The 18,803-nt window shown below is 58.3% G+C and carries 13 protein-coding genes; 7 read left to right on the top strand and 6 right to left on the bottom strand.

The genetic code is table 11. From position 1 onward, the window contains the following. Positions 1-49: 49 nt before the first annotated feature. Positions 50-1,231: a hypothetical protein gene (locus LF252_RS08515; RefSeq protein ID WP_226269158.1), complete on the bottom strand. Its 1,182-nt coding sequence runs from the start codon at positions 1,229-1,231 to the stop codon at positions 50-52. Between the two features lies 1 nt (position 1,232). Between LF252_RS08515 and LF252_RS08520 the strand changes: the two genes are divergently transcribed. Together LF252_RS08520 and LF252_RS08525 are read left to right on the top strand one after the other, a co-directional pair. Beyond that, positions 1,233-1,586 (top strand): hypothetical protein, encoded by a 354-nt coding sequence (locus tag LF252_RS08520; RefSeq protein WP_226269159.1) that lies wholly within the window; start codon positions 1,233-1,235, stop codon positions 1,584-1,586. Positions 1,587-1,956: 370 nt separating this feature from the next. Next, positions 1,957-2,403, top strand: coding sequence for a PA2169 family four-helix-bundle protein (locus LF252_RS08525; RefSeq protein ID WP_226269160.1), 447 nt, complete (start codon positions 1,957-1,959; stop codon positions 2,401-2,403). An 80-nt stretch (positions 2,404-2,483) separates the two neighbouring features. Here LF252_RS08525 and LF252_RS08530 read toward each other — a convergent pair whose 3' ends face one another. The 3 genes from LF252_RS08530 to LF252_RS08540 all read right to left on the bottom strand — a co-directional run bounded on the left by LF252_RS08530 (position 2,484) and on the right by LF252_RS08540 (position 6,120). Then, on the bottom strand, positions 2,484-4,430 hold the full coding sequence (locus tag LF252_RS08530) for a DEAD/DEAH box helicase (RefSeq protein WP_226269161.1): 1,947 nt from the start codon (positions 4,428-4,430) through the stop codon (positions 2,484-2,486). Between the two features lie 346 nt (positions 4,431-4,776). Continuing rightward, positions 4,777-5,625: a hypothetical protein gene (locus LF252_RS08535; RefSeq protein ID WP_226269162.1), complete on the bottom strand. Its 849-nt coding sequence runs from the start codon at positions 5,623-5,625 to the stop codon at positions 4,777-4,779. A gap of 303 nt (positions 5,626-5,928) precedes the next feature. Then, positions 5,929-6,120: a cold-shock protein gene (locus tag LF252_RS08540; RefSeq protein ID WP_110980085.1), complete on the bottom strand. Its 192-nt coding sequence runs from the start codon at positions 6,118-6,120 to the stop codon at positions 5,929-5,931. 249 nt (positions 6,121-6,369) lie between these two features. Here LF252_RS08540 and LF252_RS08545 point away from each other — a divergent pair, with 249 nt between their 5' ends. From LF252_RS08545 to LF252_RS08555, 3 genes are all read left to right on the top strand, one after another. After that, on the top strand, positions 6,370-6,792 hold the full coding sequence (locus LF252_RS08545; protein ID WP_226269163.1) for an acyl-CoA thioesterase: 423 nt from the start codon (positions 6,370-6,372) through the stop codon (positions 6,790-6,792). Between the two features lie 62 nt (positions 6,793-6,854). After that, a complete protein-coding gene (locus tag LF252_RS08550) occupies positions 6,855-7,580 on the top strand; it encodes a hypothetical protein (RefSeq protein WP_226269164.1) in 726 nt (241 codons plus the stop codon). A gap of 726 nt (positions 7,581-8,306) precedes the next feature. Further along, positions 8,307-11,765, top strand: a complete 3,459-nt coding sequence (locus LF252_RS08555; protein WP_226269165.1) for a UvrD-helicase domain-containing protein — start codon at positions 8,307-8,309, stop codon at positions 11,763-11,765. A gap of 82 nt (positions 11,766-11,847) precedes the next feature. Here the strand turns inward: LF252_RS08555 and LF252_RS08560 are convergent, their stop codons facing one another. After that, positions 11,848-13,410, bottom strand: coding sequence for a hypothetical protein (locus tag LF252_RS08560; RefSeq protein WP_226269166.1), 1,563 nt, complete (start codon positions 13,408-13,410; stop codon positions 11,848-11,850). A gap of 222 nt (positions 13,411-13,632) precedes the next feature. Here LF252_RS08560 and LF252_RS08565 point away from each other — a divergent pair, with 222 nt between their 5' ends. Then, positions 13,633-14,892 (top strand): TCR/Tet family MFS transporter, encoded by a 1,260-nt coding sequence (locus LF252_RS08565; protein ID WP_226269167.1) that lies wholly within the window; start codon positions 13,633-13,635, stop codon positions 14,890-14,892. Here LF252_RS08565 and LF252_RS08570 read toward each other — a convergent pair. Next, the gene (locus LF252_RS08570) at positions 14,889-15,347 is read right to left on the bottom strand and encodes a hypothetical protein (RefSeq protein ID WP_226269168.1); all 459 of its coding nucleotides are present in this window, start codon (positions 15,345-15,347) and stop codon (positions 14,889-14,891) included. The genes LF252_RS08565 and LF252_RS08570 overlap by 4 nt on opposite strands. A 338-nt stretch (positions 15,348-15,685) precedes the next feature. Between LF252_RS08570 and LF252_RS08575 the strand changes: the two genes are divergently transcribed. Then, a complete protein-coding gene (locus LF252_RS08575; protein WP_226269169.1) occupies positions 15,686-18,739 on the top strand; it encodes a PD-(D/E)XK nuclease family protein in 3,054 nt (1,017 codons plus the stop codon). Positions 18,740-18,803 lie beyond the last annotated feature (64 nt).

Raw genomic sequence — 18,803 nt, forward strand, 5'->3', positions numbered from 1 at the left:
GGCTCCCAACGCTTGTTGGGAGCCTTTATTATCTTACGATATTATCGGTTTAGTACCGGTCATCATCGTCGTCGCGGCGGCGGCTGTAGCGGCCCGACGAACCGTAGTTCATGTCGTCATCGTTCTGGTTGCGGTTCTGCCCCGATTGACCATATCCGCGGTTCTGGTTGCGGTTGTTATCCTGGTCGTGGCCGTAGCTACCGCGCATCGAACGGTTTCGGTCCATCGACGAATAATCGTCATTGGAATTGCCACGCGAATTATTCCAATCCTGCTGACCATAGCCGCCGCGGCCCTGGTTTTGCTGGTAGCCACCGCCGAAGTTACCGCTGCCGTAGCTGCTCTGCGAAGAGTTTGTCTGGTCGTAGTCATTACGGCCGCCGCCCATGCGGTTGTAGCTGTCCTGGTTGTAGCGGCCCTGTTGGTTCGAGCGGTAATCGTCTTGGCGCATATTGCTACTCTGCCCCAAGGAACGACGGTCTTGGTCGTAGCGGCCTTGATTGCCACTTTGGCCGTAGCCTGACGAGCGGTAGTCGTCATCGTGGCGGGAGTTCATACGGCCGTAGTTGTCGTTGTTGCCATAGCCACGGTCTGAGCGCACGTCGTAGTCGTTGCGGCCGTAATTATTATCGTGGCGCATATTGCTATTAGAGCCGTTCCAGCGCTGTTCGTCCTGGTTCCACTGGTTGGAACGTGAGTCGTTGCTGTTACCGTAGCGCTGGTCGCCCTGGCTGCCGTAGCGGTTCTGGCTCTGGTAGTTACTACCCGAGTTCATCCAACCGCCGCGGCTGTCGTTGTTGCCGTAGCTATTGTGGCCGGAGTTGCTCCAGTCATTCTGGTTTTGGCCTGAGCGGCCATAGCTATCCTGCGACGAGGAATAATCGTTGCGGCTGTTGTAGCTGCCTTGGTTATTGCCGTAGCTGCCGTAGTTCTGGTCGTTGTCGCGGTACTGGTTGCCGTAGCCGCCCTGGCCGTAGTTGCCTTGATTATGACCCTGGTTATAGCCTTGATTACCTTGATTATAATTCCCCTGGTTGTAATTGCTCTGGCCGTAGGAATTCTGATTGTGTTGATCCGAATTGCCGTAACCGGAGTTGCCATAGCCTGAGTCTTGCCGGCCCATGCTATTCATATTCTGTTGGTTCATATCGGAGTTATGGTCGTACTGGCCGCCCTGCATCGAACCGCCGTAGTTGCCCGACTGCTGGTTTTGGTTTTCGGACTGGTTCATCTTGCCTTTCGATTTCTGGGTGGAAGAAGTGCTAGAGGACGAAGTTGAAGCGGAAGGAGTTGAGGACTTCTTGCTGGCCGAGCTAGTGCTGCTCGATTTGGCTGTGGGCGTGGAAGACTTAGAGGCCGTCGAAGTTGCTTTCTTGGCCTCGGGCTTCAGACTGCTCGGGCTGGCAGCCTTGTTGGCCTGCGTCTGGCTGCCTAGCCCGCCTTGGCCGGCACTCATTTCAGAAGAAGCCAGTGACTGGCTGGAAGTAGTGCCGCTGGTGGGTGACGACGAAGTTGAATTCTGGCCGCTGTTCATGCCGCTCGTCGTGTTCATGCCCGACGTGGTGGAGTTCGACATGTTAGATTGAGCCTGGTTCTTTTGATCGTTTTCCATTACTGGGTGGGAATAAAAGTGAAAGAACAGATTGTCGACCTTCATACGCGGCCATTTCAGGCGCGGCCCAGAAATCAGCGTGTAAATTCTTGTTATTTGACAATTACCGCCTTTCTTTTCAGCCTCTTTCCGCTTGCCAGTTTATCCCCCGTAGTACGCATAGTATCAATCACCCACTACCAAAATGCCCTTACTTGGCTGCCTGTTACCTGGCTCTTCCCGCCGTATACTCAGGCGCTACTGGCTTCTACCAACTCAACCGTTCCCAACAACCCTTTGCAGGCTTTTGCAGTAAAGAGGCTCATCTACTCTTTTTCCTAAACACCCCCAAACGACCCTTTCTCATGGACTCGAAAGTATTGCAAGCCGGTCTGAACGAGCTGATTGAAACGCTGAAAGACGGCCAAAAAGGCTATGCCGAAGCGCTGACCGACGTGGAAGATGCTGATCTGAAAGAGATTTTCAAGAAATACGCCGCCCAGCGCGCCGAGTACATCACGGAGCTGGAAGACCAAATGTTCAAGCTGAACCTGAAGCCCGACGAAGAATCGTCAATTACCGGCACCATCCACCGCGCCTTTATCAACCTGAAAGGCCTGGTAACCAGCAAAGACCGTCACAGCATCCTGGCCGAGTGTGAGCGGGGCGAAGACTACGCCAAAGCCGCCTACGAGAAAGCCACCAAAATTGAAGGCGTACCCGCCGAGTTGAAGGCCCTCGTGGAAAAGCAGGCCGCCGGCATCAAACAAGGCCACGACGAAATCCGCAACCTGCGCGACGCTTCCAAGTAAGCAACAGGCTTTTTAAGTAAAGCAAAAAAGGCCCGCTACGTGTGTAGCGGGCCTTTTTTATTCTGGATTATTAGCGCCGACTATTCGTCGAAGCCGCCATTGTCGCGGCGGCCTTTGTAGCCGCCACCGTAGTTGCCGCCTTCGCGCCGGTCACCGCCGAAGTTACCCCGGTTGCCACCGTAGGAGCCGCCGTCACGGTTGCCTTTGTAGCCACCGCCGTAGCTGCCGCCACCCCGGTTGCCGCCGAAGCCACCCTCGCGCCGGTCCCGGTCGCCGTAGCGGTTACCGCCACCGTAGCTGCCGCCACCCCGGTTACCACCGAAGCCACCTTCGCGCCGGTCGCCACCGAAGCCGCCGGTGCGGCGCGGACGGTCACCGAAACCGCCGCGGTTGCCGCCTTCCTGCTGCGCGTCACCTTCTTGGCGGGGCGTAGCAATGTTGAAGGCTACCGGCCGGCCCTGAATGGTACTGCGGCCCAGTTGGCTTACTACTTCTTCCACAAACTCATTCGGCACTTCCACGAAGCTGAACTTGTCGTAGAGGGCAATATCACCCACTTTACCGGCCGTCAGGCTGGTATTTTCTGCAATCAGGTCCACGATGTCGCGGGGGTGCAGACGGTCTTTTTTACCCATCGTTACGAACAGGCGCGTGAAGCCGGGACGGGCAGCACCCTGGGTGCGGCTGGCATCGAGGCTTTCCTGGGCGCGCTTGTCTTCCTTCATCGTCATTTTGAGCAGGGCAGCGGCCACGTCCAGCGACGTCACTCCTTCTTCCTGGTCTTGGTCGATGAGGCGCTGCACGCGGGCAATGTATTTGTCGAGGTTGCCCTTCTCAATTACCTCCTTGATGGAGCCCAGCATCAGCGTGGTCTTCACCTCCGACACATCTTCAAACGAGGGTACACGCTCCTGCTTGATGGTGGCTTTGGTGTAGCGCATGATGTCGCGCAGCTTGTAAATGTCGCGGCCGCTCACGAAGGTGAAGGCTTTACCCTGCTTGCCGGCGCGGCCGGTGCGGCCGATGCGGTGCACGTAATACTCCTCGTCGGCGGGCAGGTCGTAGTTTACTACTACTTCCACATTGTCCACGTCGATACCGCGGGCGGCCACGTCGGTAGCTACCAGAATTTCGAGGGTGCCTTTGCGGAATTTATCCAGCGTGTTCTGGCGCTGCTGCTGACCCATGTCGCCGTGCAGACCTTCGGCGAAATAGCCTTTGGCTTGCAGGTCGCCCACAATCTCGTCGACCATGCGCTTCGTGTTGGCGAAGACGATGCCCGACTTGATGTTGTACATGTCGATGAGGCGGGTCAGCACGTCCTTTTTCTGGGGACCACGCACCTCGAAGTAACTTTGCTCGATGTTGGTAACCGTCATTTCCTGATGGTTGACCTTCACAATCTGCGGCTCCGTCTGGTAGCGCTTGGTCATCTCCATGATGGGCTTGCTCATGGTAGCCGAGAAGAATACCGTCTGGCGGTCTTCGGGCATTTGCTTGAGCACCGTTTCGATGTCGTCGCGGAAGCCCATGTCGAGCATTTCGTCGGCTTCATCCAGGATGATCACCTTGCAGGCCTCCAGTTTCAGAGTGCCCCGCTCAATGTGGTCCATTACGCGGCCGGGCGTGCCAATTACAATCTGCACGCCGCGCTCCAAGGCGCGGAACTGCCGGTCGTAAGAGCTACCGCCATAAATCGGCACTACCGACAGACCGCGTTTGTATTTGCCCAGCTTCTGGATTTCGCCGGAAACCTGCACGGCCAACTCGCGGGTGGGGCAGAGCACAATGGCTTGCACCTCACGGGAGTTGGTGTCGATGCGCTCGATGGTGGGAATGGAGAAGGCGGCGGTTTTGCCGGTACCCGTCTGGGCCTGGCCGATTACGTCGCGGCCCTGCAGCAATACGGGAATAGCGTTGGCCTGAATCGGCGAGGCTTCTTCGTAGCCAACCTCGCTGATGGCGCGCTGCATTTCTTCAGAGAGGGTCAGCTCGCTGAATTTGGTCTTTACAGTTTCGTTTTCCATGTCAGTTGAATGGAGTGGAGTGAATAGCTCTGAAAACAGCGGATTCAGCGACGCTCTTCTCTCCCACTCAACACAACGACAAGTGACGGAAGCAACGGACGGAAGACAAAGCCGGCCCAACAAGTTTCTTTTAAAGGCAGCTCACAAGCTGCGCGGAACGTGGCCGTTCTCAAATGCGGGTGCAAAGGTATGAATTTTTTAATTGTAAAATTAACTACACGGTACTGAATGCACTTTTGCTATTGTCTTTTCAGTAGCAGGCCGGCCTGATGCGAGGCCGTGGGCGCACAACAAAACGGGCCCGGAAAAATTCCCGGGCCCGTTATATAGAGTTTAGTAGCAGGCCTTAGCGGCGGTTGCCGCGGCGGTCATCGTCGTAGCTGGAAGATGACCAGTTGCTGCGGCCGTGGCCGGAGGTATACCGGCCCCGCGAGTCACGGTCTTGGTCGTCGTCATCGTGGCGGCGGTTGCTACCGTAGCTGTTGGAGTTGCCGCGGCCTTCGTACAGGTCGGAGCGGTAGCCTTGACCCATGCCTGCGCCGGGATGTTCCCGCTCGTAGCTAGACCCGTAGTTTGAGTTGGAGCTATAATCGGAGCGGCGGCCATAGCTACCGGAATAGCCCATGTCGTCATCGTCGCGGCGGCGGTTGCTGCCGTAGCTGGAATTGCTGTTTTGGCTGCTGCCGTACATGTCGGAGCGGCGGTTCATGCCGTAGCCGGAGTTTTCGCGGCCGTAGCTGGAATCAGAGCCATAATCGGCACGGCGGCCGTAGCTGCCGCGCCGGTCGTTGTCGTAATCGGATCGGTGGCTGGAACTGCCATAGCTGCTACCATACTGGTTGCGGCTGCCGCGGCCGTAATCCTGGTCGTCATTATCGTTGTAGCGGCCGTAGCTGTTGCCCGAAGAGTACGAGCCCGAGGAGCCGTACGAGGAGCGCATGTCGTCATCATTGTTGTAACGACCGTAGCCGTCCTGGCTCATGCCGCTTGAGCTATTGCGGTTCATAGATGAGGAGCCGTAAGAAGAGCCGCTGCCGTATTGGTTGCGGCCGCTACGGTAGTCCATATCATCATCGTCGCTGTTGGAGCGGTACTGGTTGGAGTATTGCCCCGAGTACTGGTTCTGATTGCGGCGGTTGTTGTTGTCGAAATAGTCGTTGCGGTCATCGTCCCGCGAATACTGATTACGTGCCATTGTGGTGGGGTTTTAGGTGGGGGTGAACTATGCTGAATTCTACCCCTCCCCCAGCAGATGGGTTGCAGAAAACCAACGTTTTACACGTTGACCATCGAGCCCGGCAAAAACAATGCAAATTTCACAAACTTAACATTACCAATAACTTACATCAACACATAGCAATTACTAACACCGAAATTATGTAAACTCCTCATTGCTGGTTAGTTACTAAGTAGTGAACCGACCATTTTTCGCAAAAAGCAAAAAAGCAGGTCCCGGTTACGGAACCTGCTTTTCTAGCAAGCGAAAGGAATCCGGGCACTAGGCCAGTTTCACTTTCACGGCGTTCGGGCCTTTGCGACCCTGAGCAATTTCAAACTCCACTTTGTCTTTGTCGCGGATTTCGTCGATGCACTCGGTTACGTGAACGAAAACGTCTTCGCCGGTTTCGTCAACTTTGATAAAGCCGAAACCTTTGGTTTCGTTGAAGAATTTTACAGTTCCTGTCTGCATGGTACTTGTGATGATGGATGATTCTGTAAGGAAAGCAGTACTCAACTCTGCTTTCCCCTCCTCACGGACGTACTCAACAGGCGGTGTAACCGCGTTTCTTAACTTGCCCAAAGATACAGGGATATTTTAGATATGGAATAGTTAGTGCAAGGAAGCCGATAGTTCTTTGGCCAGATACCCGGATTTCTCGTGGCCGTATCCGGCAAGTGCGGGCCTAAGTCGTAGCGCGTACTCTACCTTTGCTCCATCATGGAAACTCCCGCCACTCCCTTCCGCTTTGCCCGGCTCCTCACGGTACAGCCCGACGATATTGATGAGCTCAACCACGTGAATAACGTGCGCTACGTGCAGTGGGTGCAGGATACGGCCGCCGCGCACTGGCATGCCGCCGCCCCACCCGAGGCCCAGCAGCGCTACGTGTGGGTGGTGCGGGAACACCATATCCGCTACCTATACCCGGCCCTACTGGGCGAAGAAATTCGTTGCACTACTTGGGTGAGCAGCATGGAGGGCGTTACCTCGCACCGCCACGTGCGCATTGAGCGGGCTGCGGATAATAAACTGCTCTGCGAAGCCGAAACGCACTGGATTCTGCTGGACCCTACCACAATGCGCCCCCAGCGCATCCCTTTAGACATGGCCCGGTGGGTGCAGGAGCCGGTTGGGTTGTAGCCCGGTGGGAGCTGGCTATCTTGGCCGCCGGTTTATTATATCACAGAGTATTTTCTGACTGTATGCGCATTGCATTAGTATTTCTGCTGGCGGCGGCCGGCCTTAGCGGGTGTAGCAACTATGCCAAATCCAACCAGCAGGTGGTGGTATCCGACGACTGCGGCAAGAGCTGGGAGCTTATTCCGGCGGGTGAGGCCGTGCCTAAGGGCACCATCAACCCGTGCTACATGAAGGTGGTAATTCCCAACTTCCCAATGCAGGGCGACAGTCGCTTCGTGACCAACCTGAAGGACCGGGTGCGGGCCGCCGTGCATATCGACTACGACTATTCCATTATCGACCCGCTGGCCTTTATCCGGCAGGCTAAGTTTCTGGGTAAAGCCAATACCGATGCCGACAGTGAGGAAGCCCTAAACCCGCGGGCCTTCGAGGGGGCTGAGAACATCGTCATCGATAAGCGCATTCGGGACGTGAGCAAGGCCCTGTTTATCCACGAGGATATTGTGGAGCTGGACCAGGCCGACATCGAAAATAACCTGCTGGTGCAGTCGAATAAAGTGCTGGAGCCGCTGGGCGTGCACCTGAACTTCATTACCCTCACCTTCGACCTAGACGAGCAGACCCGGCAGGCCATTGATGTATCGACGGCAATGAAAATCTACGAGAGCCGCAACCTGGCCGACGTAGGCCGGCAGGTAATGGTAGCCCGCGCCGGCGCGGCCAAAGTAGCGGTGGAATCCCCCGCTACGGCGTCAGCCGCTCAGCCGGCTGAAGAAGAGAAACAGTAGCTTTCGACAAGCGCGGGCAATAGATCAATCGGCGAGCCTGAGCTACCCATCGGCTCCGTTTGCTATGCAGCACCAGCGGTGAATCCCATCCGTTACCAAAACTATCCTCACTAGCTTGATATCTATTTACCATGAAGCAGTGGTTTATCTTTGTCCTCATCTTGCTTTCTGGCAGTCAGGCCTTACAAGCACAGGACCAGCATCAGGCCTTCATTAAGCGCATAACCGACACAATTGCCCATATAGGGGTAGTGAAGTGTGAATTGGTAAGCCGCATTGGTTACAGGCCACGCCAGTATACTCGCTTCGATTCGCTGCGCCGCTTTTGTAGTACCGCAGAGTTGCAGACGTTGCTGAAGTATAAGTCGCCGGCTGTGCGTGGGTACGCTTTTTGGGCGTTGTCGGAACGGCCAGAGGTTGATTTGTACCCGTTGCTACTCCGGCATCAGCGGGATAGGGCAGAGACAGCACAGATGTGTGGATGTTTCGGCTCCGTAATAACCGTAGCCAGTTCAATGCTCAATAACTATGAAGAAAGCCCACAGTATGCTCTTGATTCGCTAGATCCTGAGCGACGCAGAGGATACCTAGTGCTACGTGAGGAAGCCAAAGCTCGATGGCGCAAGAAAAGTCAGCGCCAAGAAAAGATGACGTCTAGAGCGCGACACCGCGCGAAACGTCGTGACGATAAGCTCTGGGCTCACGACGACTTTTAAACTTCCACCAATGCCCCCCTCCTTCCGCATTTACTCCTCCTCGGCCGGCTCCGGCAAAACATACCAGCTCACCAAGGAATACCTGAAGCTGGCCCTGGCCACCGACGACGCAGCGTACTTCAAAACCATTCTGGCCATTACGTTCACCAACGACGCGGCCGGCGAGATGAAGGAGCGGATTCTGGGGGCGTTGCGGCGGTTTGCCCGGCTGCCGGTGGGAGTTACTGATGGGCTGCTGACGGAAATTGCCGACGAGCTGGCTCAGGAAGGCCCCTTGGCCCATCTGGAAACGCCCGAGGAGCGGCAGCAGGTGCTGCAGCAGCGGGCGGCGGCCACCTTCCGGCTGGCGCTATACCACTACGCCGATTTTGCCGTGAGCACCATCGACTCCTTCGTGCAGCGCATTGTAACGGCGTTTACGCGGGAGTTGGGGCTGCCCGCCACGTTTGAGGTGGAGCTGGACAGCACCACCGTGCTGCAAAGCGCCGTGGCCCTGCTGCTGGACAAGGTGAACCGGGACCCGAATTCCGCGCTGCTGTCCAAAACAATTTCTGACTTTGCCCTGAATAAGGCCGAGGAGGGCCGCAGCTGGAATAATCTGCCCGAGGAGCTGGTGCAGTTTGGCCAGTTTTTGCTGAGCGAACCGGTGCACGAGGCCGTAGAGCAGCTGCAGCAGCTGAGTCTGCAGGATTACCGCCGCCTCTACGACAAACTGCGCCAGCGCAAGCAGGAAATTGAAATACTGGTGCAGCAAACCGCCGCTGTAGCCTTGGAAACCCTGGAGCAGCATGGGCTGGAAGCCGAGCACCTCAACGGGGGCACGAACGGCGTGTACGGGCATTTCAGCAACTGGCACCGCTGGCTGGAATTGCCGGCTACGGGCGGTCAGTTTCCCACGGCTACGGCTTTGAAACCTTTGGAATCAGGGGCGTGGTACAGTGCCAAGGCCAAGGCCGGTGCGTTGCGCGAAGCCGTGGATGCGGCCGCGCCGCTACTCGAGCAGACGTTTCGACAGCTGCTGCAGCTACGGGAGCGGCTGCTGCCCGACTACCTAGTGGCCGCGGGCATGCTGCCCTACGTGTTTCAGGTGAGTTTGCTGAGCGAGTTGAGTAAGGCTGTGGACCAGCTCAGCCGGGACCGGGGCGTGGTACTCATTGCCGAATTCAACCGCCGCATTGCCCAGATTGTACTGCGCGAGCCGGTGCCGTTTCTGTACGAACGGCTCGGTGACCGGTACCAGCACCTGCTCATCGACGAGTTTCAGGATACCTCCGTGCTGCAGTGGAACAACCTGCTGCCCTTGGTAGAAAACGCCCTGGGTCACGGCAACCTCAGCTTGGCCGTGGGCGACGCCAAGCAGTCGATTTACCGGTGGCGGGGCGGGGAAATGGAGCAGATTCTGCGCCTCTACCAGAACCAGACCGAGCACCTATACCAGCGCGTGGCCGATGCGGAGCTGCGCCAGATTCTGACGGAGCGGTACCGTACTATCGACCAAGCGCTGGAAGCGCGTAACCTGAGCACTAACTACCGCTCGGGCGCGGCTATCATCCAGTTCAATAACGAGCTGTTTCGGTTTATCAGCGCCACCCACCCGTCTTTGCCCCTAGTAAAGGGCATTTACGACGCTGATTTTGTGCAGCAGGCCCCGGCCAACGCCCCCGCCAACGCCCACGTGGAGTTGCTATTTACCGATAACGACGCCCCCGCCTGCCGCTACGATGCCGCCCTGGGCACTTACACGCCCGAAATCTTGCCCGGCTACCTAGTGGGCCAGACGCTGGATTACGACGAAAGCACCCTGTACTTGACGTTGCAACTGGTGGAAAAGGCCGTGGCCGATGGGTTTGCGCTGCAGGATGTGGCCGTACTCTGCCGCACCCGCCAGACCAGCCGGCGCACGGCCAAATTCCTGAAGGAGCGGGGCTACGATATTATTTCGGCTGACTCGTTGTCGTTGGAGTTTGCCGAGGTGGTGAACCTGCTGGTGGTGCTGTTCCGGGTGCTCAACCAACCCGCCGATACCCTGGCCCGGGCCGAAGCCCTGCTGCTGGTGGACCGGGTAGTGCGCGGCCTCGACCCCTCACCTGAGCGGGCCCGCCACCACGCCGAGCTGGCCAACGCCGAGAGCGTGCAGCCCTTCTGGGACGAGCTGCGCGCCCTGGGCTACGATGTGCAGGAGCGGGAAACCGGCAACCTGGGCCTGTATGAGCTGACGGAGCGGCTGGTAGGCTTGTTTGGGCTGCTGGGCCGGGTGGCTGAGCGGGAGTACCTGTTCCGGTTCCTGGATTTGACGCTGGAGTACAGCCTGCGCTTCGGCAACAACCTTAACAACTTCCTGGCTTATTGGGACCAGAAGAAGAGTACGCTCAGCATCAACGCTCCGGCCGGGCGCAATGCCATTACCATCACCACGGTGCACAAGGCCAAGGGCTTGGCGTACGGGGTGGTGCTTGTACCGTTTGCCGACTGGACGCTGCGCCCGCACATGAACACGCTGCTGTGGGGCCGCCTGCCCACCGAGGCCGACCGGCCCGTGGCCGAAATGCCCGGCGTGGCCGTGGTTGGGCTCAAACAGGATTTGCTGCACACTCCTTTAGCCGACCAGTACACCGAGGAAGTTGAAAAAACCTTCTTGGAAGGTCTGAATACGCTGTACGTGGCCCTCACCCGGCCGCGCTACCGCCTCTACCTGATCAGCCGCCAGCCTAAGCCCACCAAAACCAGCAAGGACGAAACGCCCTCCGATAAACCGGCCGCTACCGTAGCGGAGCTGCTACACCGCTTTTTGGTGAGCACCGGTCAGTGGCACGACGAGCAGATGGCCTATGTGCTGGCCGACGCCCAGGGCCAGTTGCCGTTTGCGCAGCCTTCACCTACGAATACAGAAGCCAATAACGAACAACCGATAACGAATAACGAACTCGCCCTTACCAACCTCACGAGTACGCCCTGGGAACAGCGCCTGCGCCTGAAGCAGCATGCCAACGCCGTATTCGACTTCGACGACCAGCAAGAGCAGCGCGAATGGAACCGCCGGCTGCACTACGCCCTGCGCCGGGTGAAGCAGGCCGATGATGTGGAGCGGGTAGCGGGCCAGCTCGTAGCGGAAGGTATCATCAGTACCCGGGAGCGGGCCGGCTTGTTGGAGCGTCTGCAGGAAGTGGTGCGCAACCCGCGCATGGCCCACTACTTCAGCCCTCAGGTGGCCGCCGAAGCCGAGCGGGAAATTCTGGTGGGCGGCACCCGCAAACAGGACTACAAACCCGACCGGATTGTGTTTGAAGCCCTGCCCGGCGGCCAGGGGCGACGCGTTACTATCCTCGATTTCAAGCTTCCTCCGCCCCACCCCGGCCACCGCCAGGCCCTGCAGCGCTACGCCACGCTGTTTCGGGAGCTGCGGTTTGAGCAGGTGTGCTGCGTACTGTATTACTTCGACACGCAGGAGGTGCAGGAGTGGGAGGCGTAAGTAGCCAGTAGTTCCACCAAACAAGAAAGCCAGTGCCGATAAATGGCGCTGGCTTTCTTGTTTGGTGTGGGCCCCGAAGCCACTAGTTCATGCTGGCAATGCGTTTGAGTTCGGGGTTAGTAGGCTCATAAGTCAGGCCTTTGCGGGCATAGGCGCGGGCCCCGGCTAGGTCGTTGGCTTTGCCAGAGGCAATACTGGCTGCTAAGTACACGGTGGCTACTTGTTCAACATCAATCGTGGCATCCTTACGGGCATACGCCTGCTCAAAAGCAGTCAGGTATTTCTTTCCTTCAACGCGCTTACTGCCCATAAAGGCATCGTAGGCGGCACGGGCGTAGCTGTAGAGGTATGCCTGGCGCATGGGTGGTGAATTCCGCAGAAAAGGATACGTGGCGCTGTACTTATCGAGGCGCTGCAACAGCCCCACCGAGTTGCGGTGCACGTTGATTTCATCTTGCACTACTGCGCTTATCAACCCCTGTAGTTCAGGGCTGAGCCGGTTGTAACGGAAAGCCTGCAACAGCAACGGGAAGGCTTGCTCGGTGTGCTGCTGCATGGCCAGCATACGGCCGCGCTGCATAAAGTACACGTATGACAGTGAGTTACGGGTGCTGGTATCGGCTACGCTGTTGAGAAACGTACCGTACATGGTGCGATACGTGGCCGTGTCGCCGCGCTCCAGCAGAAACTTTTGGGTGATGGACCTGAAGGCATTCACGCATTCGTCGCGGTACTTGGTGGCCGGCTGCCGGGCGTAAAACTCCGTCAGCAGTTGCACATCTTCCAGCTTGTTGTAGTCGTTGCCCTGCAGGCGCGAGGCTAGACTTTGCGTGAGCAAGTATTTAGTTTCGGTGGCCGGAAACAGCTTCTCCGCCTTGCGCAGTACATGGTAGGCCTTCTCATCTTCGTCAGCCTGCAAGGCCAGCACGCCCTGGTTATAATACTGTAGCGAAATCAGTTGCGGCAGGGAAATGGTTTTGTCGGCCTGAAACTTCTGCTTGAAGATTTCTTCTATGCCCTGCTGCTGCACCTCGCTCTGGCTTACCAGCTTGCTCTCCACCAGATACTCCACGTACGCCTTTTTGAACTTGGCGTCGGGTAGAAAGTACCCAAAAGTGGGCGCGGTGGTCTCTACGGTAATGTTGCTGGCTTGCGGATCAGCCACCAAGTACACGTGAGTAGGCTTCTGGCGGATAGCATACGGAATGTGGTAATGCTCAAAAATCAGCGCGTACAGGGCCGAGGCGCTAACGCAGTTGTACACCCCGCTTTGCACCGTACGGTCGAAGGTGGCGGCATCCTCATACTTGGTCAGGAAGCGCTGGTGGGCCAGCTCGAAGATACTGCGCACCTGCCGGGCCAGTGGTTTTGTGGCAAGTTTTTCCTTATCAAGTTGAGCGTAGAAATCTGCCAGGCGAGTCTCGGCTTGTTGTAGCGAAGCGTCGGTGCTAGCTGGGTTTACGGCCAGTAGTTGGGCCAGATACTCTCGCTCGGTATGGGGCGTTTCGGGCGTTAGCGCCTGTTTCTCAAATGCCGAGGCATACGTCAGTTCAGTGGCATAACCGGCCGGCAAATTTTGCGCGAATACCGGCTCAGCCGTTAATAGCGCCAAAGCCAGCGCCGAGTAGCGTAGCAATGTTTTCATAGAATAATTGAAGTAAAGATGGGGCTACCCTTAGCCCCTAAATCCTCGCAAGTTACTATCCGGCATCGATGTATTAGTGACGAACTTCCGGAAAACATTTTTAGCATCATCTATTCATCCTGCCGAATATAAAACTAATTTTTTTAGCAAAAACATGTAATTAAGTATCACCAAAGCACTGGCTTCGCGCTACCTTTACGGCCCCTCCTTTCCTTCTGCTCTATGGCTGCTCCTCGTAAGGCCGCGCTTGGCTTCATCTTTTTCACGCTGCTGCTGGACGTAACGGGCATCGGCATTATTATCCCGGTAATTCCCACGCTCATCCGCCACCTCACGGGCGGCACCGTGAGCGACGCGGCCCGGATTGGGGGTTGGCTGGTATTTGCCTTCGCCCTGATGCAGTTTTTGTTTTCGCCGGTGATGGGCAACCTCTCCGACCGGTACGGGCGGCGACCGGTACTGCTACTGTCCCTGCTGGGCTTCACCTTCGATTATATTCTGCTGGCCTTCGCGCCCACTATCGGCTGGCTGTTTGTGGGCCGGCTGATTGCGGGCGTGATGGGCGCTAGCTTTACTACGGCCTCCGCCTATATTGCCGACATCAGTACGCCCGAAACCCGGGCTCAAAATTTTGGCATGATCGGGGCCGCCTTCGGGCTGGGCTTTATTATTGGCCCCCTGCTAGGTAGCCAATTAGTTGGGTTCGGGCCTAAAGTGCCCTTTCTGACGGCGGCGGGGCTAACGTTTCTGAATCTACTATATGGGTATTTCGTGCTGCCCGAATCCTTGCCCCAAGAGCGGCGGCGGGCGTTTGAGTGGAAGCGGGCTAACCCTGTCGGCTCCTTGCGGCTGCTGGGCCGCTACCCGGTTATAACGGGACTGGTGTCGTCGTTGCTGTGCATTTACATTGCCGCTCACGCCACCCAAAGTAACTGGACGTACTACGTGCTGGAGAAATTTCACTGGAGCAACGATGAAGTAGGCTATTCTCTATCTGCCATTGGGCTGCTGGTGGCTATTGTGCAGGGCTTGCTGATTCGGCGCATCAACCCGGCGCTGGGGGCCAAACGGTCGGTATTTCTAGGCATGGCGCTGTACGCGCTGGGCTTTCTGCTGTTTGCCTTTGCCACCAAAGGCTGGATGATGTATGTATTCTTGGTGCCATACTGCCTGGCGGGCATTTCGGGGCCGGCGCTGCAGGGTATTATCTCGGGGCAGGTACCCGGTAATCAGCAGGGCGAGTTGCAGGGGGCCCTTACCAGCCTGATGAGCCTCACCTCTATCGTGGGCCCGCCCCTGATGACCAACCTATTCTCCTATTTCACCGGCCCCAAAGCGCCCGTATACTTCCCCGGCGCCCCCTTCCTGCTTGGCACCGTGCTGATTTTGGTGAGCTTACTGCTGGCGGTCCGCTCGTTGGCCAGCTACGTGGAGCCCGCTAAAGCCGAGGTACCGGCCGAAGCGGCGGTGCCGGGACATTAGGATACTGGTTGGGTGGGGTACGCCTGCACCTCCAATCGGCTGCCCCCAGCCTGAATACCACTGAACTGGTAAGACTCTCCGACGGCATCTGGCAGAAGATAAAAACCACCGGTTTCCGCCACGCGCTGCCACTGTCGGGTGGCAAATTCCAAGTACACCAGCCAAGAGGTACCGGCCAGCTGCTGATTTGGCCGGGGCTCCAGCAATTGCAGAAATACTCCCGCGGCATCGAGTCGGCATAAGTCAGAAACCAGTTGCTGGTGAAGGCCCGGAATTTCCGGCTCGGTGTGCAAGCGGAACAGGCCGGGGTACCGGCCGAACTCGTGTTCCAGCTCTCCCCATAGGTCAAGCCAGTCTCTGAATTCCTTACCCTGCGTTTCCCAGTCCTCCTCAGTAGTCAGCAGGCGCAGCTGGGGAGTACAGAATATTTCTCTGGGTTCCGGTTTTATCGACATGGCCGGCAGCGGCGGTTGACACCCAAACAGTTGCCCCACTGCCAGCAGAAGTTTCCGACCGGCTTCTTTAAGCAGATACCAGCCCCCCGCCACTAAGCTAGCTACCAGCAGCAACGCGGCTACCGGAATAACGGCAACTAGCAGCAGTAAGATATTCTGCCATTGTTCCGCCCACGGAGTAGGGCGCGGAGGTGGCGGGAGCTGAATGGATTGCTGAACCCTGAAAACAGGGGGCATACGGCACGTCTATCCTGGCAAACAGGCTATAACTACTCGCAAAATACTTACCCGGAATTGACAAATCATTCCACCATCAACCCACCGTATCTTTACCCTCTATGCTTACCGCTTCCTCCATCCCCGCCCCGCTTTCCCCCGTGCTGCCTGCGCCCGATGCCACGCCGTTTCTCAGGCGTATGGCCCGGGAGCTGGTAGCCCGGTACGGGGCCTCGGGCGAGCTATCGGACCTAGTAGTGGTGGTGCCTACGCGGCGGGCGGTGGTGTACCTGCAGAACGAGCTGAGCCTAGCCGCCGAGGCCGGGCAGGCGCTGTGGAGCCCCCGCATTGCGGCCATGGAAGACTATATGGTGGAGCTGGCCGGCGTGCAGGTGGAGGAGCCCATTGCCCTGCAGCTGCTGCTGTTCGAAATCATGCGCGGCATTGACCAACGGCTGGAATTCGACCAGTTCGTGGGCTGGTCGGCGCTGCTGCTGCAGGATTTTTCGAGCCTCGACCAGAACCTGGCCTCGCCTCGCAAGGTGTTCGAGTACCTGAGTCAGGCAAAGGCCCTGGAACGGTGGGATTTAGGGGCCGAGTATTCGCCCCAAAGCACTACTACAGCCTACTTCCGCTTCTGGGATGACCTGGAGCGGGTGTACTACCGCCTGCAAAAGCGCATGCGCCAGGACCGGTTGGCCTACCCCGGCCTGGCCTACCGCCTGGCCCAACGCCGCGTGCGGGAGCGGCTGGAGGCTGGCGAAACCCTGCCCCGCCATGTGTTTATTGGGCTGGGCTTTCTTTCGAAGGCGGAGGAGCGGCTGATTCGGCGGCTGCGCAAGGTGGGGCTGGCCGAAGTGTACTTTGATGGGGATGCGTTTTATCTGGAAAAAGGCTCGCCCAACCGCGCTGGCCAGCACCTGAAGCAATACCAGGACCGGCTGGATTTGCCCTGGGACAACTTCGGGGGGCCGGCCGAGCTGTTGCGCCAGCTGCCGCGCACGGTACGGCTGGTGGGCATGGCCAATTCCTCCATACAGGGCAAAGTGGCCGGGCAGCTGCTAGCCGAAGCCCGTCGGCAACATCCCACCGGCACCGTGGCCGTGGTACTGCCCGACGAAACCCTGCTGCTGCCGGTGCTGCACGGGCTGCCGCCCAAGGAGGTGCCCGAGTATAACGTGACCATGGGCCTCAACTTCCAGAGCACGCCCCTGTTCAACCTGGTGGATTTGCTGTTTGAGGTGCACCTTACCGGCGTACGGGAAGGCTCGCAGGAAACCGGCTACGGCGTGCCCCGCTACCACCACTTGGCCGTCAGCAAGCTGCTGCAGCACCCATTTCTGCGCCGCTACCAGCAGTGGCTGGACAAGCAACCCGAGGCTGAGCACCCCGGCTTGCTCGACCGGGTGTGCCGCACCATCATCAAGCGCCACGCCGTGCTGCTCACGGCCGAGGAGCTGGTAGAAATGGGCCAGGATCACCCGCTGCTCACGGCCCTGTTTGCCACCTGGAACAACTGCGACGACATCATCCGGGCCTGCTACACGCTCATCGACCTACTCAAAAAGGCCTATCAGGACCAGCACTCGGCTATTGAGGCGGAGTACCTGTACCTGTTTTTCACGCTGGTGAAGCGGCTGGAATCGGTGTTCGACTGCCGGGAACAGCGGCTGTCGGTGCGCTCCTTCCGGCGGTTTCTCTACGAGCAGATGAAGAACACCCGCTTGCCCTTCAGCGGGGAGCCCATTGCCGATGTGCAGGTGATGGGCCTGTTGGAAACACGGGCCCTGGACTTCGACCACGTTATCATCCTGAGCTGCAACGAGAACGTGCTACCGGCCCCCAAGCGCCACAGCTCCCTGTTCCCCTACGACGTGCTCACCACCTTCGGGCTGCCCACCTACGCCGACCACGAAGCTGCCACGGCCCACCAGTTCTGGCGGCTGCTGCAGCGCGCCCGGCAGGTGGACTTGCTGCACATCCTGCCCGGAGCCGAGGGCGTGCGCACCGGGGAGCGGAGCCGCTTTTTGCTGCAGATTGAAAACGACCTGGCCCTGCAAAACCCCGCGCTGGAACTGCTGGATCTGACAGTTACTTCGGCTGACAGCCTGGAGCTATTAGCTGATAGCTCAATGGAAGAAGAAGCTAACAGCCAACAGCCAGCAGCTAACAGCCAGAAAGAAGCTACTGACCTCGTGCTGGAAAAAGATGCGGGCATGCTGCTGGCCTTGCGGGAGTTGCTAGACCGGGGCCTCTCGCCCACGGCCCTCAACCAATACCTGAGCTGCTCCCTGCAGTTCTATTTCCAGCGGGTGGCGCGGTTCCGGGAGAACGACGAAGTAGAAGAAGCGCTGGGCCCTGATGGCTTCGGCACGGTGGTGCACGAGGCCTTGGAGGAGCTGCTGACACCCTTCGCTCAAACCATCCGCCGCAACGCGGTGAACCTGCGGGCTCCACTGCTCACCGCCGATGACGTTGCGGGTTTGGTGAAGCTGGCCCCGATTATGGTGGCCAAGGCCCTGCGCAAGGAGGAAGCCGGCCGCCACGCCCGCGCCGATGAGGGCCTGAACCACGTACTGGGCCAGGTGGCCAGCCAGCTGGTGCGCCGCTACCTCGAAAGCCTGCTGGAACAGCCCGAGGCCCTGCCCCTGCAGATTCAGGGCTTGGAGGAGGAGTTGCACGCCACCGTATTCGTGCCCCTGCCCGAAACCGGCGAGAAGCTGCCCGTGCGCCTGCTGGGCAAAGCCGACCGGGTAGACCAGTTTCCGGATGGCCGCCTGCGGGTGGTGGACTACAAAACCGGCCTGGTACAGGCCCACGAGCTGCGCCTGCAGAAAAGCAAGGAATCGGCAGCCGATGCCGTGGCGCGCCTGCTCACCGATACTTCTTCCGCCGCCGATAAAGTGCGGCAGCTGTGGCTGTACCGCTTTCTGCTGGCTCAGCAGGGCCGCCCCGCCGCCGATGCCGCCATTATTTCCCTGCGCAACCTCGGGGCCGGGGCTATGTCGGCGGATATGAGTTTCCTAACGGCCGAAGGGCAGGACTTTGTGCAGCACAGCGAGGAGCTGCTGGGTCAGCTGGTGCGCCGCATGCTGGACCCCGCCGAGCCCATCCGCAAAACCGACGACCTGGATAAGTGCCAGTACTGCCCCTACCGTGGCATCTGTGCCCGTTAAAATAAGTTTCTGGTTGCCAGTTTGGGTTTCATTGCCCACTTTCAACCAGAAACCAGAAACTAGC

This window comes from Hymenobacter pini (assembly GCF_020421205.1).
Classification (GTDB): Bacteria; Bacteroidota; Bacteroidia; order Cytophagales; family Hymenobacteraceae; genus Hymenobacter; species Hymenobacter pini.